The sequence below is a fragment of the Bosea sp. Tri-49 genome (genome assembly GCF_003952665.1).
Classification (GTDB): domain Bacteria; phylum Pseudomonadota; class Alphaproteobacteria; order Rhizobiales; family Beijerinckiaceae; genus Allobosea.
Genome location: NZ_CP017946.1, coordinates 1,519,508 through 1,541,870 on the forward strand (window position 1 = coordinate 1,519,508; position 22,363 = coordinate 1,541,870).

Sequence of the window (22,363 nt, forward strand, 5' to 3'; positions counted from 1 at the left end):
GCGCGCCGCGCAGGCTGTCAGCTGGCGGTGCGGCGCTCCACCACCTCATTTGAATCCGATGGTACGGGCGATGAAGAGGTTGTCGATATCGAGCGTGATACCGCCGATCTTCTCGGAGGCGACGACCAGGCCGACATCGTAGGAATTGGTCGGAATCCCGAAGGCCTCCTCGACCATCACGCGGTTGAGGTTGTCATAGGCCGCCTTCACCTCCGCCTCGCCGCCAGCGGCGGCGTCGACCTTGGCGATCGCCGCGACATAGTCCGGATGCGGGTGCGGATCCTTGAGGATCGGGTTGCCGGAGGTGCGATAGATCGAGTTGGTCGTGACCCGCGACGGGAATTTCTGGACATTGCCGACCGCGCCGAAGGTTGCGGCGAAGTCGCCGCCGAGCAGCGCGGTGACGTATTCGGCGCCCTGGCGCATATCGAGTTCGATGGGCACGCCGACCTTCTGCAACGAGCCCTGCACGATCTGGCTGATCGCCACGGAGGCCTCGTCGCTGCCGTTCACCAGCAGTTTCCAGCCCTTCATTTCATCGGCGGACAGGCCGGAGGCTGTGATCAGCTTCTTCGCCTTTTCAAGGTCATAGGCGTAGGTCTTGGTGTAATTGTCGTCGAAGGCCGGGCTCGCCGGCGCCCAGGGCAGCGCCACGACCTTGCCCATGCCGGCATAGCCGACACGCAGGATGCTAGCGCGGTCCATCAGATGGTTGAAGGCCTGCCGGAACGACTTGTTGCGGAAGGGGCCGCGCGTCGAGTTGATGCGGAAGACCTGCACCAGCGGACCCGGCCCGGCGAAGACCTGATAGCCGGCGCCCTTCAACCTGACGGCACTGCGCGAGGAGCCGTTATAGACGATGTCGACCGCGCCCGATTCCAGCGCGGCGGTGGCGGCGGCATCCTCGCTGAACACGGTGAAGACGAGGTCCTGTGCGATCGGCTGCTTCTCGCGCCAGTATTTCGGATTGGCCTTGAGCGTCAGCCCCTGGCCGACAGCGCGGCTGACCAGCGTGAAGGGCCCGGTGCCGGCCGGCACGGTCTCGACCGTATCGATGCCCTTGGCCTCGATCGGGATCAGGAACTGCAGGAGGTCGAGGATCTGGCGCTCGGGCGCCGGCGCCTTGAAGTTGATCACCACCGAGCGCTCGTCCGGCGCCGACCAGTCCTTGACGATCGACATGGTCGAGAAGACGTTCTTGCCGCGCTTGGGATCGGCGCCCTTCTGCAACGTCGCCAGCACGGAATCCGACTTGAACGGCGCGCCGCTGTGGAAGGTGACGCCGTCGCGCAGCGTCAGGCTGACCGAGGTCTTGTCGGGTGCGATTTTCCACTCGGTTGCGAGGCTGGGCTGCGGCTTTCCGTCCGGCGTGTACTCGATCAGGCTGTCATAGAGGTTCTTGATGACGTGGAAATTGACCGTCGAGAGCTGCTGCGGGTCGAAATTGGCGAGCTCGCTGAGCACCCCAACGCGTAACGCGCCGCCCTTGAGCTGCTGGGCGAAGGCCGGGCCGGCCGCCAGCAGCGGCGCGGCTCCCGCAAGGGCGAGACCGGTCATGCAGAATTGACGTCGCGACAGCTTCATCATCGCTCTCCCCTCTTTTTGTTAGGTCGACAATCAGCCCGTTCCCGCTCCCGGCTGGGACGAATGCGCCCGCCAGTCGCTTATCGTTTCCAGTGGGTAGACAGGTCGTGGAATGCGCTGCCACGGCAAAGTGAAGACATCAGACTGCCCCGGTCCACGCGTGTCGGCGCGGATCACCTGCGAGGTGATCGGAGCGAAGTACTGGAAGTTCGAGGCCGTCTTGAGCACCGCCATCTTGTAGTCGGCGAGATCGATGCCGAAGGCCTCGTAGACACCCGGCACATTGCCGGCGACGCCGCGGAGTTCGCTGATCAGCAAGGTCACAGGTCCGACGTCGAAGATCACGACGCGGCCCATGTCGACCTCCGGCTGGTGATTATAATCCAGCCGGACCGGCCCGCCGCCGACCCGCCGCACCCGACCGGTCACCATCAACGGCTTGAAGAACGCGATCGCGGCGTGGCCGCCGAGGGGCAAGGTCACTTCGGCGCCCTCGCCCGCCGCGACCAATGTCGCGACCGCTTGCGGCGAGATCAGCGGGATCAGGGCGCGGCTCTTGATGTCTTGCCGCAGCATCGACTCAAGGAGCAGGTTGCTGTCGCCGGCTGCGCCGCCGAAGACCGTGTCGCCGGTGTCGCTGAGCACGACCATGCCGCGCTCGGCGGCGTCCGCTCCGCGCACGGCGGCGTCGACCGAGACCGCCTCCCGGATCTGGAAATCGTCGCGCATCGACCAGGCGAGATCGGCGAGCTCGTCTGCCAACCGCTCGGCCAGGGCCTGGTCGCCATCGGTGACGACGATGGTCGACCAGCCGCCTTCGGCGACGTCGAGCCAGGGCTGCATCGGATAGTTCGAGGCCTGCAAGACGCGCGGATCGGCTTCGAACGCCCTCGCTTGGTCGAACCAGCGCTTCATCGGGCCCTTGGAGGTCAGGAACTGCTCCTGATGCGAGAGCAGCGGGATCTTGCGCCAGGCCATGACCGGTTTCAGCTTGCCGGTCAGGATGCGCAGCAGAACCTGCGTGCCGACCTTACCGGTGTCGAAGACATCATGCGGCTGGGTGCGGTGGCCGACGATGGCCGTGCAATTGGCGATTATCTTGTGCGTGACGTTGGCGTGGTGATCGAGCCCGAGCAGGATCGGGACATCGGGGCCAAGGACCTGCCGGCAGAGCTCGGCCTGCTCGCCCTCGACATCGTCCACGCCCTCGGCGGCGCAGGCGCCATGCAGATGCAGGATGAGCCCGTCGATCGGCCCGATCGCTTCGAGGCCGATACGGATCTTCTCCTGGAAGAAGTCGAAGGCCTCCCGCGAAATCCGCCCGCCGGCGACCGCCCAGGCGCGGATGATCGGGATGGTCTCGACTGCGAGCCCCGACTCCCGGATGGCGGCGTAGTGACCGCCGATCTGGCCGATATCGCCGAAATGCCGGGCGATGTCCTCGCCCTCATAGAGCCCGAAGGCCTGGAAATCGGCGAGCGTCGTCAGCACCGGATTGAAGTCGTTCGTCTCCTGCACAATGTGGATCAGGGCCAGACGCACATCGACCTCCCGGACATCCGCCAACCACCGCCGGACCGCCGATCGCATGCGGTGGTCCGCAACCTCTCAAGTCTCGCTTTGGCAAGGCCCATTCGCCGAGACGGGAGGCTCGCAACCTGATCAAAAGCGTAGTTGCCGCAGTTATTTCACGTCAAGGATCGACGGTTTCACGTCAAGAAACACGCGATCAGAAGAAGGTCCGGATCGCCCCCGTCACGTGATAGGCGTCGTCGACCAGCATCAGCAGCCCCCATTTGTCGAAGGTCGTGCAGGGATGGCCGATGCCGAAGGCGACCATGTCGCCGACCTGCAGCGGGCTCTCAAGCGGCGTGCCGAGATGGCAATGCTGGTCGTTGAGCGCGAGCACGGTGTGCCCGGCCGGCATCGGCTCCGGGCGCGCCATCGCGCCGCCCGGCCGATACCAGCGCAGCGGCACCGGCAGCCCGGAATCGTAGCTGATGTCGCGCTTGCCGACGGTGAGCAGGCTGCGCCCGCGCTCGGGCCGCGACTGGACATAGGCCCAGACCTCCAGCGCCGGCTCCAGCCCACCCGGCGGCAGGGCGAGGCTGGTCTCCATGGTGATCCGGCGGAACGAGGCCGTGTAGGTCGTTGAATCATGAGTGAGATAGCAGCCGGAGCGCAGCAGCTTGAGGATCGACCGCTTGAAGGACGCGGCGTTGAAGCGCTCACCGGCGCGGTCGAACAGCGAGGTCCCACCGGCGCTCAGCACCATCGGTTCAGGGCCGAGCAGCCCTTCGGCTTCGGCCGCCGCGGCCGCCGAGACCACTTCGTCGAGCAACCGATCGGCAGCCTTCAGTTCGCTGAGCAGGCCTTCGAAGCATTCGAAGCCGGCAAGCCGCAGCCCCGGCGAGGCTGCAACGGCGCGCGCCACCGCCAGAGCTTCTTCGCGGCTGCGCGCGCCGGTGCGCCCACCCATGAAGCCGATCTCGACGAGGATGCGCAGCGGGTTGGCGTTGCGATGCCCCGCGGCCACTTCCGCCAGCAGCTCGACGCCGGCGATGCTGTCGGCAAGGCAGTAGAGCTCGAAACCCGGCTCCCGCAGGGCATCGAAACAGGCGGCGATCTCCTGCCGGCCGACCGGCTGGTTGGCGAGGATGACCCGTTTGACGCCGAAACGGCGGCAGACTGCGAGCTGCTGTACGGTCGCAACCGTGATCGCCCAGGCGCCGTCGGCGATCTGGAGGTCGAAGAGCTGCGGTGCCATCGTCGTCTTGCCGTGTGGGGCGATCAGCAGGTCGTTGGCGGCAGTAAAGGCAGCCATCCAGGCGCTGTTGGCCTTCAGCACGCTCTCGCGAATGACGGCGAGCGGCATCGGCATGTCGTTGGCGAGGAGGTTCCAGCCCTGACGCCCGATATCACCGAGCCGCAAGGACACTCCGGGCGGCACGCCCTTGATGGTCCCATCGATGTGCTGATCTTCTATCTCGCCAAGCGACAGGCGCGGCAGGGCGGCATGAGAGTCTACAGCCATGGGTTCGGATCCAGTGGAGAAAAAGGGCGTTTGACCTTGGTGTAGGGGATCTTGCTGGCGTCGGGCGGATAGGGCCCGCCACTGTCGAGATAGAGCACGCTCGCGGCGATCGGCGCGAAGGCGGCGTGGAAATGGTTCGAGGACTTCACCACGACCAGCGTCTTCGCCGTTAGATCGACGCCGAGATCGGTAAAGACCGGTGGGCTGAAAGTCTGGGCACGGGTCGAGGCCAGCACGATGTCGAGCTTGCCGACCCGGATCGCCGCGGCAGGACCGAGCGAGACCCAGCTCTGCTCGAATGGGATCAGCAGGTCCGCGGTCGTCCCGATGATCTGCACGATCGCGTCGATCGGCCGGCCGGAGGTCGGCGCCGCCTTGCCGGCGAAGCGCAGCGGGATCTCCGCGCCGGCACCGGCAGCACGACACAGGTTCACCGCGATGGGGTCCCAGAGCGCCCCGATCGCCGCCGGGATATCGGGATGGCGCAGCAGCGCCTCGACCATCACGGAGGAATCGCCGGCGACGCCGCCGCCGGGATTATCCCAGCGATCGGCGAGAATGACGGGCCTGCCCGGCTCGGCCGAGGCCAGCGCCGCAGCGATGCCCTCGTCCGGCTTGTAGTGTTTGGGCGAACCGCCCTGCCCCCAGCCGAGGATCTCGAGCCCCAGCCGCTTGGCCAGCGCCGCGGCCTTGTCCCGGTCGCCATCGGTGATGACCAGCACCTTGCTGCCGACATCGGCGACATCGGCTGCCTGGAAGCCGTGCGCGACAGAGATGCTAAGGATGCCGTCCCGGCCCTCCATCGCCATGATCCGATCGACGAAGCTGCGGCCGGGTTCACGGCTGGTCATGAAGGCGGCGAGCCCACGGCAATCGAAGACGGCACTCGCCGGGGTCACCTCGCCGCGCGCCGTCCTGAGGCAGAGTTCCAGCAGATCCTCAGCCCGCGCCAGGAAATCGGTGTGCGGGAACTCCTTGAAGGCGATGATGATGTCGGCGCCGTCGACCATCTGCGCGCTGAGATGACAATGCATGTCGAGCTCGACGCCTATGACGCAGTCCGGCCCGGCGAGCGCCCGCACCCTAGCGATCAGATCGCCTTCGCAATCATCGTAGCCCTGCGCCACCATCGCGCCGTGCAGGCCAAGCAGCACGATATCGATCGGCAAGGCGGTTTGCAGCTGACCCAAAATCTCGTCACGCAGGCTCTCATAGCCGTCGCGCGAGACGAGCCCGGCCGGCTCAGCCCAGGTCGCGGTGCCCTCGACAAGCTCATAGCCCTCGCTGGCGGCGCGGTGGCGCGCCGCGACGATCGGCGCCGAGCACAGCGTCGGCGTATCGGGGTGGGTGCCGGGCGGGCAGTAGAAGGCGCTCTCGAAAGCGCTGCGGTCGACATAGAGCGGTGCGAAGGTGTTGGTTTCCGTCGCCAGCGACGCAGTGAAGACGCGCATGCGGGTCCGTTCCAGAGCAGCGCCAACGCCCGCCCTTCGTTCGCCGGCGCGGTCATGAAACCGGGATCGCGCCTGCCCTGTCAAAGGACCTGCGTTCCCTGGAGTGGAACAATGCAGGCTTGATCCGGAACAGGCGAGCCGCCGAGATGCTCTTGCTTCGCCTGCAGGGAGCCGCCGAGACCATGTCGCAACGCCGCCGCATCCTGCTCGGAGCGCTCTTCCACGAGACGCACAGCTTCGTCGACGAGATCACCGGCCTCACCGATTTCACCATCCGCCAGGGTGAAGAGTTGCTGCAGCGGCGCGGTGACGGCTCGACCGCGGACGGCTTCCTCGAAGTCGCGGAGGCGGAAGGCTGGGAGGTCGTGCCTACAGTCGACTACACCGCCCTGCCCGCTGGCACCGTCGATCACGCCGTCTTCGCGCGCTTCCTTATTGAGTTCGATGCAGGGCTGAAAGGCGCACTCGCCGCGGGCGGCCTCGACGGCATCTGGCTGGCGCTGCACGGCGCAATGGTCACGAGCGCGAACCCCGATCCGGAGGGCGCGCTGCTCGCCCATATCCGCTCGGTGCCCGGCTGCCAGACTCTGCCGGTCTTCGGCGTCTTCGACCTGCACGCCAACTTCACCGCCGCCATGGCGCAGCATGCCAACGCGTTGGTCGCCTATCGCGAGAACCCGCACATCGATGCGCGAGACTCCGCAGTGCGTTCGGCGCGATTGCTGGCACGCACCCTGAACGAAGGCGAGCTGCCGCGCATGCTCTCATGCAATGCGCCGGTGATGTGGCCACCAACCGGAACCGGCACGGCCGACCGGCCGATGAAGGACCTGGAAGCACTGGCGCGCCGGATCGAGCAGGAGGACCCTGCGATCTGGGTCGCGAACGTCGTCGGTGGCTATTCCTTCTCGGATGTGCCTGAGGCCGGCGTCGCCTTCGCCGTCGCGTTTACCGGGCCCGACTCCACCGCCAGAGACGCGCTCGACCGCCTGACCCAGACCGCGACGGAGCTGCGCGAGCTCGGCCTGCCGGCGGAATGGGATCTCGATGAGGCTATCGCCGAAATCCTGCGATCATCGGGCGGCCCATACATCGTCGTCGAGCCGGCCGACAATATCGGCGGCGGTGCGCCCGGCGACGGCACTTCGGTCCTGCGCGCCTTCCTGCGTCATGGCGTCGAGAACTGCGCCGTCGCCATCGCCGACCCGGCAGCGGTCGCTGCGATGTCTGGAGCGCGGCCCGGCGAGGTACGCAGCCTCTCCATCGGCGGCAAGGGCAGCGCCATCGCCGAAGGGCCGGTCGAGGCTGATGCGGTCTTCGTCAGCGCAAGCGATGGCGAGTTCGTGCTCGAGGACCTCAACAGCCATCTTGCCGCCTCGCAGGGCTCGCGCTTCAGCATGGGGCCGAGCGTGGTGGTCAAGTTTGCCGGCGTCACGGCGCTGCTGACCAGCCGCAAGACGCCGCCCTTCGATCTCGGGCAGCTCCGCTCACAGGGCATAGAACCGGAAAGCCTGAAGGCCATCGGCGTGAAGGCCGCCGTGGCGCATCGGCGCGCTTATGACAAGATCGCCAAGGGCAGCTTCACCGTGGCGACGCCGGGCCCTTGCACCAGCAAGATCGCCGGGTTGCCTTATACGCGTTTGCGCCGGCCGGTCTTTCCGATCCACGCTGAGGCGAGCCGCGCCTAGGTGCAGCTCGCAAGCCCTGTTTCCTCTCGCGGAACAGGCGCATCTTGTTCGAGGAAGGCGATGCGTCGTCTGCTTGTCGCAGCGCCTGCCATCGAGCGGTTTCCAACGACAGGCGGAGGGGATGCCATGTTTCAAAATCTGATGAAGATCGCCGCCGGGCTCGGCGTGGTCGCCTGCACCCTGCTTCCCGCGACCGACGCATCGGCTCAGGGCAAGCTCAAGGAGGTGCTGAGCCGCGGCAAGCTCGTCGTCGGCACCGGCAGCACCAACCCGCCCTGGCATTTCCGCAACGAGAAGGGCGAGCTCGTCGGCTTCGACATCGAGATCGCCAGGATCGTCGCGCAGGGCCTTTTCGACGATCCCAACAAGATCGAGTTCGTCAACCAGGCCTCCGACGCCCGCATTCCGAACATTGTCACCGGCAAGGTCGACATCGCCTGCCAGTTCGTGACCGTGACGGCCGCCCGCGCCCAGCAGGTCGCCTTCACCGTTCCGTATTACCGCGAGGGCGTCAGCCTGATGCTCGTCGCTGGCGGCCCCTATGCCGACTACGCGGCGATGAAGGCGGCCGGCAGCAAGGTCACCGTCTCGGTGCTGCAGAACGTCTTCGCCGAGAAGATGGTCAAGGATGCACTGCCGGAGGCCAAGGTCGACCAGTTCGAGAGCGTCGACCTGATGTACCAGGCCTTGAACTCGGGCCGTGCCCAGGCTGCTGCCACCGATTCCTCGTCGCTGCGCTACTACATGAAGCAGAATCCGAGCCGCTATGTGGATTCCGGCTATAGCTGGAACCCGCAGACCTATTCCTGCATCGTCAAGCAGGGCGACCCGGACTGGCTCAACTTCGTCAATATCGCGCTGCGCGAGTCGATGACCGGGACGACTTTCCCAGTCTACAAGGCGGCCTATGAGCGCTGGTTCGGCGAGACGCCGCCGGAGCCCAAGATCGGCTTCCCGCAGGAATTCCGCTGAGCCGGGAGCAGTCTCCCGGTGGAGTATTCGCTGCATTTCGGCGCCGTCTGGGCCAGCTTCGACAAGCTTTTGTCGGGGCTGGCCATCGGCCTCGGGCTTGCCGTCGTTGCGGTCGCGATCGGCACGGTGCTGGGCCTGCTGGCAGCCTTCGCGAGCGTCGGCCCCTATCGTGTGCTGCGTGGCCTCGCGGCTACTTACGTCGCGCTGATCCGCAACCTGCCGCTGCTCGTGCTGGTATTGCTGGCCTATTTCGCCCTGCCCCAGGCTGGTATCACGCTCGACAAGTATCAAAGTTTTGCCGGTGCGCTCGCGCTCTATTCCGGAGCCTATCTCACCGAGGTGTTCCGGGCCGGGCTAGTCTCGGTACCCAAGGGCGTGATCGAGGCGGCGCGGGCGATCGGCCTGACGCGGCTGCAGACGAACACCTCGGTCGTGGCGCCGATCATGTTGCGCAACGCCCTGCCCTCGCTCGGCAATACCTTCATCGGGATGTTCAAGGACAGTTCGATCGCCGCCGCCATCGCCGTGCCGGAGCTGACCTTCGAGGCGCGCAAGATCAATGTCGACACCTTCCGCGTAATCGAAACCTGGACGGTGGCGAGCGGACTCTACATCGCCGCCTGCGTGGTCATAGCGGCGCTTCTCCGCGGTCTCGAACGACGTTTCCCGAAGTTCTGACCATGCAAGCTTTCCTCGATCAGCTCTGGATCGCCCGCTGGCCCCTCTGGGACGGCCTGCTGCTGACAATCGGGAGCGCAGCCGCCTCGATCCTGCTCGGCACGCTGCTCGGCGTCATCGTCGGGATTCAGCTCGCCTATGCGCCGTGGTGGCTGCGGCTGCCGTTCCGCGTCTATGTCGACATCATGCGCGGCACGCCCGTGCTCGTGCTGATTCTCGCCGCCTACTACATCCCGGCAGTCGCAGGCCTTAGCCTCGGCCCGACGCAGGCGGGCATCCTGGCACTAGCGCTCTTCGCCGGCGCCCATATCGGCGAGCTGATGCGCGGTTCGCTACAGGCGATCCCGCCGGGCCAGGCCGAGGCGGGGCGCAGCATCGGCCTGACCTATCCTCAGCTCCTCGCCTATGTGCTGCTGCCGCAGGCGGTTCGCTCGGCCTTGCCGCCCTGGATCAACACCGGTGTCGAGCTGATCAAGGGCTCCAGCTTGCTCTCCATCATCGGCGTCGGCGAACTCCTGCTCAAGACGCAGGAGGTCATCGGCCGCAACTTCATGACCATCCAGTTCTATGTCTTCGCCGGGATCCTCTACCTCGCGATCAACATCGTCCTGGACCAACTCGGCAAGGCCGTCGAAAGACGCGTGGGGCAGCCCTGATGAATGACAAGCAGCCCTCCCTCCTCGCTATCCGCGGCCTTAAGAAGCAATTCGGCGCAACCGAAGTGCTCAAGGGCGTCGACCTCGAGCTGAGCCAGGGCGATGTCGTCTCGATCATCGGCTCCAGCGGTTCGGGCAAGACGACGCTGCTGCGCTGCGTCAACCTGCTCGAGGAGTATCAGGGCGGCGACATCGTTCTCGATGGCGAGACGATCGGCTATCGCGCGGGCAATGGCCGGCGCCAGCGGCTGGGCGACCGGGAGCTGTCGCGCCAGCGCGCGATGACCGGCATGGTTTTCCAGAGCTTCAACCTGTTTCCGCATCTGAGCGCCGCCGGGAACGTCATGCTCGGCTTGCGCAAGGTCTTGCGGCTGCCGAAGGCCGAAGCGCGCGCCATCGCCGAAAACTGGCTCGCCCGCGTCGGCCTCGCCGCGCGCGCCGACCATTATCCGAGCCAGCTCTCCGGAGGCCAGCAGCAGCGCGTCGCCATCGCGCGGGCGCTCGCCATGAATCCCAAGCTTGTGCTCCTCGACGAGGTCACCTCGGCGCTGGATCCCGAGCTCGTGCAGGAGGTCCTGAACACGGTGAAAGGGATCGCCGACGACGGCGCGACCTTGCTGATTGTGACGCACGAGATGCGCTTTGCCCGCGACGTCTCCAGCCGCGTCGTCTTCATGGAGCAAGGGCGCATCGTCGAGGACGGGCCACCCGCCCAGATATTCGGCGCGCCGAAGAACGCGCGCCTCGCCGAGTTCCTGCGAACCACGCGACATTGACGCGGCGGCCGGCGGGCCATGTCATCTGCATGTCAAAGACGTCGCGCCGAATACCTTCGGCGCATGCGAAACAATCGATGCAAGGTTCTGGGAAATCGTTTGAAATGGCGCGGGCGACGGGGCTCGAACCCGCGACCTCCGGCGTGACAGGCCGGAGCACGGCCAATTCCGCCAATGCTCCGTTACAAATTCTGATGCCGTAACAGGCTCGTTTCCGACGCGAGTTGTAACGCCGTCGCTTCTCCCTTCTCCCCCGGTGGAGGGCTGAGCCGATGGGAGAACATGGCAACATCGTCGACAAGAGCGACGACTGGTTCACGCCCGCGCACGTATTCGAGGCGCTTGGCGTGCGGTTCGATCTGGACGTGGCGGCGCCCATCGAAGGGCCGCGTTACGTGCCGACAAGCCGCTGGCTTTCGTCGCGTGGCCTTGAGGCCGATTGGGTCGGCTTCGTCTGGATGAACCCACCTTACGGGCACCAGCGGTCGAAGATCGCTTGGATGACCAAGTTCATTCAGCACGGCAACGGCATCGCCCTCATGCCGGATCGGACATCGGCGCCTTGGTGGCAATGGGCCGCTCCGCAGATGGACTTGCTTCTGTTCGTCTCGCCCAAGATCGAGTTCGAGCGCCCTGACGGCAGCATCGGCGAGCAACCCGGTAACGGGACCACGCTGATGGCGCTCGGTAGCGAGGCTGTCGCTGCGCTCTACCAGGCACAAGATTTCGGCCTTGGCGTCGCGTTCGCCCCCTCAGACCGGAGGGAGGGGCTATGAGCGCTGTCCCGTACGCCAGCGCAACCTCCGGCGCGGCAGCTCGCGAGGAGATCACGAAGCTCCTACGCCGCATGGGCTGCGAGAGCGTCGGCTTCATGGAGCGCTTTCAGGACAAGTCGATCCTGCTGGCCTTCGAGCATCGCGGGCGCCAGATCCAGTTTGAGGCTTCAGCTCGCGGCTGGGCGGCGTGGTTCTTGAAAGAGAACCCCTGGAATAGCCGCATGAAGCGGACGAAGCCGCAACACGAGGCTGCTGCGCTCGACCAAGGGCTCGTGGCCGTCAACTCGATCCTACGCGATTGGGTGAAGGGCCAAGTCACTGCCGTCGAATGCGGCCTGATGCCGGTCGAGGCCGTGTTTCTCGCTCATATGGTCACGCACGACGGCCGAACCGTCATCCAGCGCTTCGAAGAGACGAAATTGTTGCCTCCGCCCACCCCCGCCCCCGGCACAGGGGAGGCGCGGTGATGGCTCGCGACTACCACAACGAGATCGAGCCTTACGCCGCAGAGTGGATCGAGAACCTGATCGCGGAAGGGCTCCTGCCGCCTGGCGACGTTGACCGGAGAAGCATTGCCGATGTCCACCCCGACGACCTCAAGGGTTACACCCGCTGCCACTTCTTCGCCGGACTCGGCGGCTGGCCTCTCGCCTTGCGCATTGCCGGCTGGCCCGACGACCGACCTCTTTGGACGGGCTCTTGCCCCTGTCAGCCGTTCAGCGTCGCGGGGTCGCGCAAGGGCTTCGATGACACCCGCCACCTTTGGCCAGAATTCGGGCGGCTTATCGAGAAGCGACTACCTCCAACAGTGTTTGGAGAACAGGTTGCGGGAGCGGCTGAATGGCTCGCCAGCGTGCGAAGTGATCTGGACGCCATGGGTTACGCCGTGGGGGCAATCCCGATGGAAGCCGCGAGCGCGGGTGCGGACCATTTCCGAGATCGTTTTTGGTTTGTGGCCGACTATGACCTCCAATGCCCCAGCAAAGAACGGGCAGAACGAGGCCGGGAATTCAGCGGGCCAGGTTGCGATCAGGAAGATCGTCCTCGCCCTCTACAAGACGGTCGTGTCGTCGGAGGCCCGGCAAGGCTACCAAGATCGGAGCCGCGGCAAGAAGGGTTCGCAGGAGAGCCTGACGACGCAGATCGTGAACCTCGCTCTGTGGAGCACCCTGCGAGCCTCGGATGGGGCGAAGGGTGGACCGAACATGAGTTTCGGAGCCGGGGGTTCACCGCCGCCGTCGCAAGTGTCGGCGGCGGCCAATATGTCGAATGCCCCGATGGAAGATGGCGCCGGCTCCCTCCACCCCGAGTTCGCTGGCTGGGAACTCGGATTCCCGCCCGAGTGGCTAAGTTGCGCGCCCTCGGAAACGCCATCGACCCGAGGCCGGCAGCCCAAGTGATCGGCGCGTTCCTAGACATCGAGAGGGCCGCAGCATGACCACGTCCGCCACCCCCACCGAGGCAGAGAAGGTGGTCGCGGAATGGCGCGAGGCTATGGAAGGCGTGACGCCGGGGCCTTGGCGGCCGAGCCGGTTCGGCTTTCAGGTCGTCTCTGATTATCCGGAACCGGCATGGCAGTCAGTGGTCGAGCTGACGACCATCGCGCGCTCAGAGCCGAACGCCGAACGGGAGATGCTGACACAGCAGGCAATCGCCAACTGGATCGCCCGCTGCTCCCCGTCCGGCGTCTCCGGACTGCTCGCCCTGATCGAATCCCAGCGCGCCACCATCGAGAGGGTCGAGCGAGAGAGAGACGAGGCGCGGCGACTTCCTGTGATCGCGGACTACATCGAGGCTCAGGAGGCCCGCCGCGCCGCAGAAGCCAAGCTCGCGCAGGCGGTGGAGGCGCTGCAAAAGAGGCCTGGTAGCGAGCGCCTCGCAAAACTAGTCGAGGAGATGGCCAAGGAAAGTCCTTATTCCCGTTTCCCGCAATCTCGGATCGCGCTCGCTGTAGCCGCCAATTTAGTCAGGCACGGGCGCGCATTCACAGACGAGGAGAAGAAGCAGAACCTGCGGGATGCCGGCAAATAGGACAGGCCGTTCCCCTCTCCGCAGAGAGGCCATAGACTGGCGGCATGAGCCTGATCCTCTCCCGCACCTACCCTGACGATGAGGACGAGAAGAACCGCGAGTACTTCTGGACGGTGACGAGCGAGGGCGTCTACGTTGGGTCCATTGTCTACCAGGGCACCATGCCAAAGCCGATGTGGCAATGGTCGGTGACGGTACAGTACCCTTCGCCTGGTGTTGCCAAACATGGCTTGGCGGATTCCCGCGAGAATGCCGCGAAGGCGTTCCGATCGGCTTGGGATAAGTATCGCCCGGCGATTGGCGATGACAGATGGCTGCAATGGATCAAGCACGTGGAGCTCGTTGACGCGCGGGCGAAGGCCAAGCGGTACTGAGGCTCAACCAGTGCGGACTTTGACGACACGAGACCTCGACAACCATCCGATGGCCTACTCCCACCTCGCCGGTCGCGAAGTCTCGACCTGGTCGAGCGAATGGGCGCGACAATGCGAGGTCGACACTTTGCTCGCCATGCCGGCAGGTCAGCGGCTTCGCTTCCTCAACGGCTCGGGCAGGCCAGAGGATGGCCGTGATGGCCGGCCGCTCTCCGCTATTCGCGGTCAGGCTGGTGCGGACGCCTTGAAGGCTGATCTGGAGCGGATGGAGCAGATCCTGCGCGGGCGGACGAACTGAAGATGATCGGCATCAATGGGCGGCCCGCATCGTTGCCCACAAGCGCGAGCGTCCGGTCGCGGCAGCCGCTACGCACGTCGACCAATTCCCAGCGGCCTCAGCGCCTTCCGCCGCGGAGAGATTTGCATCGAGTTCGGACTTAAGCTTGCCTAGTCCGGCATCGATCCCCTGGAATTCCCGCAGGAGTGCAAGGCCGGCTCTACAACTCGCAGGGTTGCCCATCAGCACGGCGGGATCAGCAAGCCGCGGCTCACGTTCGACCACAGCAAAGACGCGCGCAGCGCAAGCGAGATCGAACTCGCCCTGCCCTTCCGGTATGAGATCGAGCGCCGCGGCCGCCAGCGCCTTATTCGTCACGAAGCGCTGATCCGTCTCGACGAGCGTATTGATCCAAGCGGTATCAGCCCGACACGGATAGGAAAGCGCCAAACGAACGCCGGACGCGGAAAAGACGCGCGGCAGATTCGTCTTCTTCAGTGCTTCGTCCATATCCGCCTGGGCCATTTCGAGAGGTGACGGACGGCCAGTCACCGCCTGTGCGGTCAGCATCGCCGCCCATACACGCTCCCGTCCGGTCGCGGCAGCCGCAACGCAGGTTGCCCAATTCCCTGCGGCCTCTGCTCCCTCCGCCACAGCGAGGGTTGCATCGATCTCGGGCTTAAGACTGCCCAGTCCAGCATCGATCCTTTGGAACTCCCGCAGGAGCACAAGACCAGCCGCGCAGCTCGCCGGGTTGCCTAGTAGTACGGTCGGATCGGCAAGCCGCGGCTCGCGTTCCGTCACGGCAAAGACGCGCGCTGCACAAGAGAGTTCGAACTCGCCATAGCGTTCCGGGATGAGATCAAGAGCTGCAGCCACCAGCGCCCTGTTCGTCACGAAGCGCCGATTCGTCTCAACCAATGTATTAATCCATGCAGAATCAGCGCGGCACGGATAGGACAACGCCAACGACATCCCGGAAGCAGAAAATATCCGAGGCAGATCAGATCTCTTTAATGCTTCGTCCAAACCCACCTGAGCGAATTTGAGAGAAAGCAGATTGCCTGTTGGCAATTCGAACACGCTCTTGCACAACAATTTCTTATCGGTAGCCACTGGTCTGTAGTTGGCGAGATCATCGCTGCTGGGCCACGGATCAAGAGTGAACGATACAACCGCGAACTCGGCATTGAACCCGGCCACATCGGCGAACACAGCCTCCTTGAATATATCGCCCAGCTTGGCGATATACGAAGCGTCGCAGCCGATATTTGTCCGTGACATTGCCCGTAGATATGCGACCGCCTGATAGTATTCCCGATCAGTCCAGGCGCTTATGGACGTTATATCTTCGGGAACGTCGATAGTGCGCTTATCAGAATCTTTGAACCGAAACGACATGCTCGTGCGGAACAGGCGCAGATCGCCTTCGTTGAACACGTTGATCTTGCCGACGCCGAAACCCAGCGGGGCCGCACCTATCGTCGCCTGGGAGAGGCGCGACAATGAACTCGAATTGTCGTCGGAACCGGTCACCGGAAGCCGCACGAAGAACGCCAGCGACAGAGCCGCCAACGCCACCAGCAGGCTCGATACCATGACTGGCCATGCTCGAGCTTGATCGGCCGTCGGAAGTGACTGGCGAGCAGTGACCCCTCTGACAAGCCATCGAGCAGGGAAGAAGAGCACAAACCAGAAAACGAGTTCGTACCAACCCAAGAATCTAAGCGGTAGAACGAATGTACTGATCAGAAAAAAGGCGAGCCCCCACCAGATCACGAATGCGCGGACCACCTTGCCCATGATTAATCCGGGCAGGACCAAAATATACCACGCGAACATGCCATAGATAGAAATGCGGCTCAGCGTCACGACGAGCCACGGACTGGCTTGATATAAGCTCCATACTTGCTCGTGCAGCTGCGGATTGGACATAGGCGAGAGCATGACCCAGGCAATGACCATGCCTGAAAGCCAAGCCTCGTCTTGAAGATGCCACGTGACCGAATAGATGCAGACGCAGTAATACGCAAAAAGCGCAGCAGCTTTTGCAATGACGAGGCGGTCACTGCTTGGATCGCCTGTAATCCGCCATTGCAATAAGACAGTCCTGGCGAGTAATCCGTGCCGCGCGACGAGTAAGCTATCCGCCGATAGACGCCGGCCAGCCGGCGCGAGCAGGAGCAGGAGCAGGACGATCGACATGACCATCGTGCCGAGCGTGGATGCACCGAGGAGGTTATCGACGAGAATATTCGACGTCGCCATGAGCACGAAGACTGCAAGCGGCGTCATAAATCCGACCAGCACCCACAGCGCCATCAACACCATAGCGCCGGCCAGCGCCATGGTTTCAGCGCTTCCAATAACCCAGCCGCTGAAGAAGATTTCGCCATATCGGATAGTAGCCAGGAGGCCGACCGCGATCCGAGCGAGATCAACTTTCGCAAATTCTGAAGTAAAATCATGCTCTGCGAACGCTCGCCTTTTTCGCAGAAAGCTCGCTGCAGACGTAAGTACGCGTGATTCGGCAGCTCCGGCAAGGCGCAAGAGCTTTATGAAGCAGACGCCGAAAGTAACCACCGCCAGGAATACTATGAGTTCCCGAACGGGATTGCCGTCTGAGAATGCGTAGCTCAAAATCCGGTCATCCCGCTGGCGAAGTTGGTGTCTTCAAAGTGCTAGCTCCAGCAATCGCCAGGTCAATAGGGATCATCGAATGCCGGCGATCCTACAAACACGAAAACGCCCGGACCGCGCGCGCGACGTCGGGCCAGTCGAGGAACGGAACGCCCAAAGGGGCAGCCGGTCACGCGGCTAGGCGATCGCCGACAAGTTGGACACAAGCCGGGCATAGGAATCAGAAGGCTACACCGCCACGCGGAACGCTCCTGCGGCCCGACAGTTGAGCTTCGAACAGTCAGGACAAGTCTGGAGGTCGACGTGAGTAAGGAAACAAGCCGCAGCACGAGCGCGCCGAAAGCTGGCTCCCAAAAGAGCACGTCGCCGAAGAAGCGACCCAAAGAGGCGCCCGTTCAAGACGCCGACGATCGGCGCGTAAAGCAAGGCGATTATTCAGACAAGAACTCCTCGGGGCGCAAGGTGTCCTGAACCGCCGCCGGTGCAAGACGAGCAAGAGGATCTGAGCGGACTGCCTCTCGCCGATGAGGAACGGGGGGGCTGACCGTCGGCGAGAGGCGTGGCGCGAGGGACCAACCAGCGCCGAGCATTGAACTGGCTAGTCGTCGGCCGGTTCCTCTGGTCCTCCGGTTTTTCTTCGGCCGCGACCTTTGAAGTCGAGCGAAGCGCGATAGACCTCATCACCGGCCTGATCTTGAACCCGTACCTTGAAGCGAGCTCGCTCGCCGTTCGGAAGAGTTTCCTTCGCCATGTCGACCAGCGCACGCTGTGCGTCATCGGTCGCGGCTTGCTCGCTTGGGAAGTCCATTGACTGGCGGGCTGAACCGCCAGGATCCTTTGTCGTCACCCGGTATTTAGGCATAGCGCGGCTCCTCTAGCGAGGAATGCGCCGCATCCAATCAAGTTCCGCTATCTCGCCAGGAAACGCTCGATAGCGCGCCGAGCGAGGTCGTCCTCGTTCACTGCGAGCGTCACCAAGCTGGCCACGATATAGGCCAATCGAGTTCGTTCACGCTCATCACGTTGATCTGGCAGCGTTGTCCTGACCTCTTCCCATGCGGCCTTCAGTGCCGCGCCAGCCCAAGCCAGTTTCACTGGATCCGTCAGTGATGAGAATGGCATCCCTTTCCCCCGAAAAGCCCAAGCTCGGAATCATTAGAACTATTCGAACCTTGGGCAAGAGGCACAAAGAGACCCCGCCGGCGCGAGCCGACGGGGCGCTGTTTGAATTTCTGCCTCGCCGATGGACCGCTTGGGGCGGCTGGGGTTGCTGACCAACGGCGAAAGACATGGCGCCGGCAGTCGAAGCGCCAGCGTCAAGCTAGCAGGCTACCCGCGGTTCCGCACCTCTTCGGCGAACCGAGCAACGGCCCTCTGGCCCAAGTCGCTCTCATCGTCGCTATCGCGCAGGTGGTTGGTTACCAGGTAAGCCAACCACGTCCGGTCGCGTTCCGCATCGTCGGAACAAAGTCCCCGCTGTTCGATTTCCGCCCAAGCGGCCTCAGAGGCGCAGGGCGCGGGCGAGAACGTCAGGGTCGTGGAGCGATGAAAACGGCATCGTTCGGGACCATAGGCGCACTTATCACTGGAAATATGTCATGAGGAGGCTGCCGGGAGAGAGCTGGCTTTACCTCATCGCGCTCGCTGCTGTTGCACTTGGTTGTTGCATCATCATGGAAGCGGCGACACTGGGTCGGTAGCTCAAAAAAAGCCCTCCCAGCGAATGCCAGAAGGGCCGAGAGTTGGCTTTCGGAAGTTGATCAAACGCACGAAGGCGAGGCCGGTTCCAAACGCTCGAGACTGAAGCGAAAAGCGCTCGTAACCTCAGAAAAATGGCCCCCGGAGCGAACTCCGGAGGCCTGTAAGCGGAAACTAAGTCAGATGCCGGCCTGCCCGCGCAGGTACGGATCGGCCTTTTCGTCGAAGCGCGTCCAGCCCTCCTGGCGATACTGCGCCATGCGGGTGTGGCGATCGATCGGGGTCGCGCCATCAAGGATGGCCTCGACTTCGGCCTCCTGCGCTGGTTCGGCGCGAACCGAGACCACCGAACCGCCCCGCCGGACCGTCTCGGCATAGTAATTTGCCTCGTCCTCGTCGTGGCCCTCCTTGATAAAAGAGCCAACCAAACCGCCAGCCGCGGCGCCAGCGACGGCGCCGGCTGCAGTAGCGGCCAGCCAACCAGCGGCGACTACGGGTCCCACACCCGGAATGGCGAGCAGGCCGAGACCAGCGAGCAGGCCGGCTGCACCGCCGACGCCAGCGCCGATTCCGGCGCCCTCGCCGGCGTTGGATTCGTCCGTATCGCCGTTGCGACCCATTAGGCTGACGTTGCTGCTCGAAACCCCGGAGGCCTCAAGCTGCTCGACCACCGAACGGGCGGTGTCGTAGTCGTCGTAAGAACGGGTGATGGTGCGGGTCATGGAGTTCTCCAAAAATCGTGGCGGACAGGGAACGATCAGTTCTTGACGATGTTGCCGCGGTAATCGACCGAGACGTTCACCTGGGCGCCGGCATTGGTGGCCTTGCCCTTCCAGACGCCGTTGTCGTCCTTCTTCAGGTCGGTGACGTTCGTGTAGCCGTTGGCTTCGAGGCGGCTCTTGGCCTGACCTTCGGTGAAACTGTTGGCGCCCGGCAGCGGGGCGTTGGCGTCGGCCGGCGCGTTTGGCGAAGGTGTCGGCGAAGTTGTCGATGTTTGCGCGAGCGCGGCAGTTGAAACGAAGGCGCACAAGATCGACGTGACAAGCACGTTGCGCATGGGAATCTCCTTAATCTAGAGCAGGTTAGGCCACTGCCTGAGGAAACGACTGCAAAGCAAACTTGTTCCCTGAACGAAAAAAGCCCCGCCGGCGGGTGCCAGCGGGGCCGAGGTGGCTTGGTCAAAGGAGGCTTCGGAAACGCGCGAGTAGGCCGTCGGTTCCGAATGTTCAGCGCGACGAGCGCGTCGCGCCTTTCGCGCCTGGCAGCTGCTTGAGCATCTGCTGAGCCAGAATCTCGGCGCGTCGCATGATCTCTTCGTCCGCGGCCCGTTCGCGGGTGAGCTCGAGCAAGCCCTCCAGCGCGTCTGCCACACGGACAACGGCTGCAGTCGTCTTCGCCTGCTCGTCCTTGAGATCGCGGATAGGCTGCATGTCGGCGATCGTGATCCCAGGGATCATCCGGTCGCCGTTCTGCGTCGAGGCTGGCGCTTTGCGGGTCTTGAAGTACTCACGAAGGGCGTAGATGCCGATGCCGATGCCGGCGATCAGCGTGCCGATGATGTTCTCAGTCGAGAGCGCGCTAGGATCCGTCATCGGCCACAGCCTTGTCCATGCTCGCGGCGTCTCGCGTCGCAGCGACGATGTTCATCGCGTCGAGCACAAGCAGGCCGGGATACACAGCAAGGCCAGTCGTCGCCGCATCGGAGTTGAACAAGCCAAAGCTGATCTGGAACCAGAGAAAGCAGGTGAGAAAACTCGCCAGCGCCCGGACATGCGGTGACCAGCGGCCATACCAGGTGCGGGCGAAGGTGCCGTTGATGATCAGCGCCAGCAGGCGAAAGGTGCCGATCGCAATGGCGAGCTTGCCCCACGCGTCCTCGCTCATCATCGCAGCCATTTGAGCCCACGCCGGATTCCCGCCGAAGCTCTCGGTTGGCTTAAGGAGTATCCAGCCCCAAGCGATCAAAATCCCGGCCAACACCCATTCCGACCGCCTCGCCGGGAAATGGTCGTGGATGCCGAGATAGAGCCTGACCGGGAGCGGCTTGTCGCGATGGGGCATCACGCCCTGCCCTATCGAGCCGTGACGGAAGGATCATCGACCTTGGCCGCCATCGCCGGTGTCGTGACGATCGTCTTGACCTCCGGCAGCGCTGCGGCGGAAGCGACGAGACCGGCCCTGCGGCGCACCCACAGCCCCCAGGCGGTCGGGATTGCCCACATGATAAAAGCGACGAGAACCGTCGCGCCCTGTTCGTCGATGATGCCCTTCGCAGCCAGTGCGGCGGCGCCGGACTGGACGAGGGTGCGGATGAAGCTGAGGACCTGTTCGTTCATGAGATTCCCCTGGAGATGACGAAACGAAAATTCGCCGCTACGCTCGCCGGTGGTGCGTGGTGAGGACGTTGCGGTCGTGATGGAAAAGTTGATGGCCAGTAACCTGCGCGCGATGTGGCTCAGGGTGGCGCTAGTGATAGCGATCGGGACTGCTATCGCGCTGCCGATACTCTGAGCGGGCAATGCGTTAAGTCGAAGCGCGCTTGGCGGCGTCGACAGCTTGCTTCGCGCGGATCACGTCGGCGATCGCGATAAGCAGTTCAGCCGAGGTCCGCGGCGGCTTGGCGCAGAAGCGGTCGAAGACACCGCGCGCATCAGCAGTGGCAGCGCGGACCTTCTCCGGGGCCAACAAATCGACGGCGGTCACTGCCGTCTGGAGTTCGACACAGCGCGCCGCGAGCCGGTCGCTGATCTTGGCGATCTCGGCGTCGATTGATGTGAGGCAGCCGCCGAGGGCGAGCGCGCAAGCGACAGCGCCCGCAAAGAGGATGCGGTTCTTCATGGGTGTGCTCCTGGAGGTGGACGGCAGCCGGCCGCCAGCGGGGTCAGATGCCGAGCGCCTTCTTGGCCTTGGCGAGATAGGCTTTGGCCTCAGGCAGGCCATTTGTTCCGCCGTTGACGACCTTGCGCAGTGCGGTGATGTCGTCGCGATCGGCGACGCGATTGAGATCGTTGTTAGACCAGAACGTCAGCGCCGCCGCGAGGCCACCGCGGGGCGTGCGGAGCGCCTCCGGATTGGCCTCGTAGCCGGCGCGGCGGTAGTTCGCCCGGCCGGTGGTCTGCATCAGTCCGCCGCCGCGATAGCGCCAGCCGTCGTCCGGCTTGGTGTTTCCGAGGTTCGCCTCGCCCCAGGCGCCCCCGTACAGGACATTCGCGATCGCCTCCTGATCGGCAGCCCGCCCTGGCTTGCGTCCGAGCGCCTCGGCTTGGGCCTTCGCAATCCGCTTGCGCGAAAAGGTCTTGAGCAGCCCTTCGATCGAGTAGTTCAGGCTCTCCTCGAGCGCCGTGAGGCCGCCTGTCTCTGTCGCAATCTGCGCAAGAAAATGCGCCGTCCGCAGCTTGGTGACGATCCCGACCGAGGCGAACGGCGCCACAGACCCCGCGAGGGCCTCGACGATATCTGCCCGTGCCTTTGGCGCCACCGTCTTGATGATCGTCGGCGTCAGGATGCCGGGCCGGTCCTGGGCTGTCTCGCGGGCCAGCATCTCGTGCAGCTTGGCGATCGTCAGCGGCCCGGCGACGCCGTCGATCTTCAGCCCATGCCGCCCCTGGAAGTCCTTGATCGCCTCTCGCGACTTCAGTCCGAGCACGCCGTCGACCGCGACCGAATAGCCGAGCGCGACCAGCGCGGCTTGCACCTCGTTGGGGATCATCTGATTGCTCCGGGTGTAG

24 protein-coding genes are annotated in these 22,363 nt (G+C 64.2%); 11 read left to right on the forward strand and 13 right to left on the reverse strand.

The features are described from left to right. Positions 1 to 45: 45 nt before the first annotated feature. The 4 genes from BLM15_RS07400 to BLM15_RS07415 form a co-directional block, all read right to left on the reverse strand. On the reverse strand, positions 46 to 1,587 hold the full coding sequence (locus BLM15_RS07400) for an ABC transporter substrate-binding protein (protein ID WP_206438615.1): 1,542 nt from the start codon (positions 1,585 to 1,587) through the stop codon (positions 46 to 48). A gap of 30 nt (positions 1,588 to 1,617) precedes the next feature. Beyond that, entirely contained in the window at positions 1,618 to 3,126 is a 1,509-nt protein-coding gene (locus tag BLM15_RS07405; protein ID WP_236846601.1) for a M81 family metallopeptidase, read from the reverse strand. A 187-nt stretch (positions 3,127 to 3,313) separates the two neighbouring features. Beyond that, positions 3,314 to 4,618 carry an alanine racemase gene (locus BLM15_RS07410; protein ID WP_126111775.1) on the reverse strand — a complete coding sequence of 435 codons (1,305 nt, stop codon included), beginning with the start codon at positions 4,616 to 4,618 and terminating at the stop codon, positions 3,314 to 3,316. Continuing rightward, the gene (locus BLM15_RS07415) at positions 4,609 to 6,069 is read right to left on the reverse strand and encodes a M81 family metallopeptidase (RefSeq protein WP_126111776.1); all 1,461 of its coding nucleotides are present in this window, start codon (positions 6,067 to 6,069) and stop codon (positions 4,609 to 4,611) included. Before BLM15_RS07415 ends, BLM15_RS07410 begins: the two co-directional genes overlap by 10 nt. Positions 6,070 to 6,215: 146 nt before the next feature. On the opposite strand from BLM15_RS07415, the gene BLM15_RS07420 reads away from it, so the two are divergent. From BLM15_RS07420 to BLM15_RS07470, 11 genes are all read left to right on the forward strand, one after another. Further along, on the forward strand, positions 6,216 to 7,757 hold the full coding sequence (locus BLM15_RS07420) for a M81 family metallopeptidase (RefSeq protein ID WP_236846602.1): 1,542 nt from the start codon (positions 6,216 to 6,218) through the stop codon (positions 7,755 to 7,757). A 126-nt stretch (positions 7,758 to 7,883) separates the two neighbouring features. Next, positions 7,884 to 8,729 carry a transporter substrate-binding domain-containing protein gene (locus BLM15_RS07425; RefSeq protein WP_126111777.1) on the forward strand — a complete coding sequence of 282 codons (846 nt, stop codon included), beginning with the start codon at positions 7,884 to 7,886 and terminating at the stop codon, positions 8,727 to 8,729. 18 nt (positions 8,730 to 8,747) lie between these two features. Then, a complete protein-coding gene (locus BLM15_RS07430) occupies positions 8,748 to 9,407 on the forward strand; it encodes an amino acid ABC transporter permease (RefSeq protein WP_126111778.1) in 660 nt (219 codons plus the stop codon). A gap of 2 nt (positions 9,408 to 9,409) precedes the next feature. Then, a complete protein-coding gene (locus BLM15_RS07435; RefSeq protein ID WP_126111780.1) occupies positions 9,410 to 10,063 on the forward strand; it encodes an amino acid ABC transporter permease in 654 nt (217 codons plus the stop codon). Further along, on the forward strand, positions 10,063 to 10,839 hold the full coding sequence (locus BLM15_RS07440) for an amino acid ABC transporter ATP-binding protein (RefSeq protein ID WP_126111782.1): 777 nt from the start codon (positions 10,063 to 10,065) through the stop codon (positions 10,837 to 10,839). The genes BLM15_RS07435 and BLM15_RS07440 overlap by 1 nt, the downstream gene beginning before the upstream one ends. 272 nt (positions 10,840 to 11,111) lie before the next feature. After that, entirely contained in the window at positions 11,112 to 11,615 is a 504-nt protein-coding gene (locus tag BLM15_RS07445; RefSeq protein ID WP_126111784.1) for a DNA N-6-adenine-methyltransferase, read from the forward strand. A gap of 95 nt (positions 11,616 to 11,710) precedes the next feature. Further along, entirely contained in the window at positions 11,711 to 12,082 is a 372-nt protein-coding gene (locus tag BLM15_RS07450; protein WP_126111786.1) for a hypothetical protein, read from the forward strand. Beyond that, positions 12,082 to 13,053, forward strand: a complete 972-nt coding sequence (locus BLM15_RS07455) for a DNA cytosine methyltransferase (protein ID WP_126111788.1) — start codon at positions 12,082 to 12,084, stop codon at positions 13,051 to 13,053. Before BLM15_RS07450 ends, BLM15_RS07455 begins: the two co-directional genes overlap by 1 nt. Further along, positions 13,050 to 13,646, forward strand: coding sequence for a hypothetical protein (locus BLM15_RS07460; protein ID WP_126111790.1), 597 nt, complete (start codon positions 13,050 to 13,052; stop codon positions 13,644 to 13,646). Before BLM15_RS07455 ends, BLM15_RS07460 begins: the two co-directional genes overlap by 4 nt. Before the next feature lie 44 nt (positions 13,647 to 13,690). After that, on the forward strand, positions 13,691 to 14,020 hold the full coding sequence (locus BLM15_RS07465; RefSeq protein WP_126111792.1) for a hypothetical protein: 330 nt from the start codon (positions 13,691 to 13,693) through the stop codon (positions 14,018 to 14,020). Positions 14,021 to 14,069: 49 nt separating this feature from the next. Continuing rightward, a complete protein-coding gene (locus tag BLM15_RS07470; RefSeq protein ID WP_126111794.1) occupies positions 14,070 to 14,318 on the forward strand; it encodes a DUF7696 family protein in 249 nt (82 codons plus the stop codon). A gap of 12 nt (positions 14,319 to 14,330) precedes the next feature. Here the strand turns inward: BLM15_RS07470 and BLM15_RS07475 are convergent, their stop codons facing one another. From BLM15_RS07475 to BLM15_RS07515, 9 genes are all read right to left on the reverse strand, one after another. Then, positions 14,331 to 16,937 carry a hypothetical protein gene (locus BLM15_RS07475; RefSeq protein WP_126111796.1) on the reverse strand — a complete coding sequence of 869 codons (2,607 nt, stop codon included), beginning with the start codon at positions 16,935 to 16,937 and terminating at the stop codon, positions 14,331 to 14,333. Between the two features lie 598 nt (positions 16,938 to 17,535). Further along, entirely contained in the window at positions 17,536 to 17,799 is a 264-nt protein-coding gene (locus BLM15_RS07480) for a DUF6894 family protein (protein ID WP_126111798.1), read from the reverse strand. A gap of 1,015 nt (positions 17,800 to 18,814) precedes the next feature. After that, positions 18,815 to 19,357, reverse strand: a complete 543-nt coding sequence (locus BLM15_RS07485) for a hypothetical protein (RefSeq protein WP_126111800.1) — start codon at positions 19,355 to 19,357, stop codon at positions 18,815 to 18,817. 35 nt (positions 19,358 to 19,392) lie between these two features. Next, the gene (locus BLM15_RS07490) at positions 19,393 to 19,692 is read right to left on the reverse strand and encodes a PepSY domain-containing protein (protein ID WP_126111802.1); all 300 of its coding nucleotides are present in this window, start codon (positions 19,690 to 19,692) and stop codon (positions 19,393 to 19,395) included. Positions 19,693 to 19,861: 169 nt separating this feature from the next. Beyond that, the gene (locus BLM15_RS07495) at positions 19,862 to 20,227 is read right to left on the reverse strand and encodes a hypothetical protein (RefSeq protein WP_126111804.1); all 366 of its coding nucleotides are present in this window, start codon (positions 20,225 to 20,227) and stop codon (positions 19,862 to 19,864) included. Continuing rightward, complete coding sequence (locus tag BLM15_RS31600; RefSeq protein ID WP_126111806.1) at positions 20,214 to 20,696, reverse strand: hypothetical protein; 483 nt, start codon at positions 20,694 to 20,696, stop codon at positions 20,214 to 20,216. Before BLM15_RS31600 ends, BLM15_RS07495 begins: the two co-directional genes overlap by 14 nt. An 11-nt stretch (positions 20,697 to 20,707) precedes the next feature. After that, positions 20,708 to 20,971 carry a Pam3-gp28 family putative phage holin gene (locus BLM15_RS07505; protein ID WP_126111808.1) on the reverse strand — a complete coding sequence of 88 codons (264 nt, stop codon included), beginning with the start codon at positions 20,969 to 20,971 and terminating at the stop codon, positions 20,708 to 20,710. Positions 20,972 to 21,158: 187 nt separating this feature from the next. After that, positions 21,159 to 21,473 (reverse strand): hypothetical protein, encoded by a 315-nt coding sequence (locus BLM15_RS07510; RefSeq protein WP_126111810.1) that lies wholly within the window; start codon positions 21,471 to 21,473, stop codon positions 21,159 to 21,161. A 43-nt stretch (positions 21,474 to 21,516) separates the two neighbouring features. Continuing rightward, on the reverse strand, positions 21,517 to 22,344 hold the full coding sequence (locus BLM15_RS07515) for a peptidoglycan-binding protein (protein ID WP_126111812.1): 828 nt from the start codon (positions 22,342 to 22,344) through the stop codon (positions 21,517 to 21,519). Between the last annotated feature and the right edge of the window lie 19 nt (positions 22,345 to 22,363).

Coding starts and splice junctions, on each gene's coding strand:
- BLM15_RS07400 (WP_206438615.1), bottom strand. CDS start 1,587: ATGATGAAGCTGTCGCGACGTCAATTCTGCATGACCGGTCTCGCCCTT.
- BLM15_RS07410 (WP_126111775.1), bottom strand. CDS start 4,618: ATGGCTGTAGACTCTCATGCCGCCCTGCCGCGCCTGTCGCTTGGCGAG.
- BLM15_RS07415 (WP_126111776.1), bottom strand. CDS start 6,069: ATGCGCGTCTTCACTGCGTCGCTGGCGACGGAAACCAACACCTTCGCA.
- BLM15_RS07420 (WP_236846602.1), top strand. CDS start 6,216: ATGCTCTTGCTTCGCCTGCAGGGAGCCGCCGAGACCATGTCGCAACGC.
- BLM15_RS07425 (WP_126111777.1), top strand. CDS start 7,884: ATGTTTCAAAATCTGATGAAGATCGCCGCCGGGCTCGGCGTGGTCGCC.
- BLM15_RS07435 (WP_126111780.1), top strand. CDS start 9,410: ATGCAAGCTTTCCTCGATCAGCTCTGGATCGCCCGCTGGCCCCTCTGG.
- BLM15_RS07440 (WP_126111782.1), top strand. CDS start 10,063: ATGAATGACAAGCAGCCCTCCCTCCTCGCTATCCGCGGCCTTAAGAAG.
- BLM15_RS07445 (WP_126111784.1), top strand. CDS start 11,112: ATGGGAGAACATGGCAACATCGTCGACAAGAGCGACGACTGGTTCACG.
- BLM15_RS07450 (WP_126111786.1), top strand. CDS start 11,711: ATGGAGCGCTTTCAGGACAAGTCGATCCTGCTGGCCTTCGAGCATCGC.
- BLM15_RS07455 (WP_126111788.1), top strand. CDS start 12,082: ATGGCTCGCGACTACCACAACGAGATCGAGCCTTACGCCGCAGAGTGG.
- BLM15_RS07460 (WP_126111790.1), top strand. CDS start 13,050: ATGACCACGTCCGCCACCCCCACCGAGGCAGAGAAGGTGGTCGCGGAA.
- BLM15_RS07465 (WP_126111792.1), top strand. CDS start 13,691: ATGAGCCTGATCCTCTCCCGCACCTACCCTGACGATGAGGACGAGAAG.
- BLM15_RS07470 (WP_126111794.1), top strand. CDS start 14,070: ATGGCCTACTCCCACCTCGCCGGTCGCGAAGTCTCGACCTGGTCGAGC.
- BLM15_RS07480 (WP_126111798.1), bottom strand. CDS start 17,799: ATGCCTAAATACCGGGTGACGACAAAGGATCCTGGCGGTTCAGCCCGC.
- BLM15_RS07485 (WP_126111800.1), bottom strand. CDS start 19,357: ATGACCCGCACCATCACCCGTTCTTACGACGACTACGACACCGCCCGT.
- BLM15_RS07490 (WP_126111802.1), bottom strand. CDS start 19,692: ATGCGCAACGTGCTTGTCACGTCGATCTTGTGCGCCTTCGTTTCAACT.
- BLM15_RS07495 (WP_126111804.1), bottom strand. CDS start 20,227: ATGACGGATCCTAGCGCGCTCTCGACTGAGAACATCATCGGCACGCTG.
- BLM15_RS31600 (WP_126111806.1), bottom strand. CDS start 20,696: ATGCCCCATCGCGACAAGCCGCTCCCGGTCAGGCTCTATCTCGGCATC.
- BLM15_RS07505 (WP_126111808.1), bottom strand. CDS start 20,971: ATGAACGAACAGGTCCTCAGCTTCATCCGCACCCTCGTCCAGTCCGGC.
- BLM15_RS07510 (WP_126111810.1), bottom strand. CDS start 21,473: ATGAAGAACCGCATCCTCTTTGCGGGCGCTGTCGCTTGCGCGCTCGCC.
- BLM15_RS07515 (WP_126111812.1), bottom strand. CDS start 22,344: ATGATCCCCAACGAGGTGCAAGCCGCGCTGGTCGCGCTCGGCTATTCG.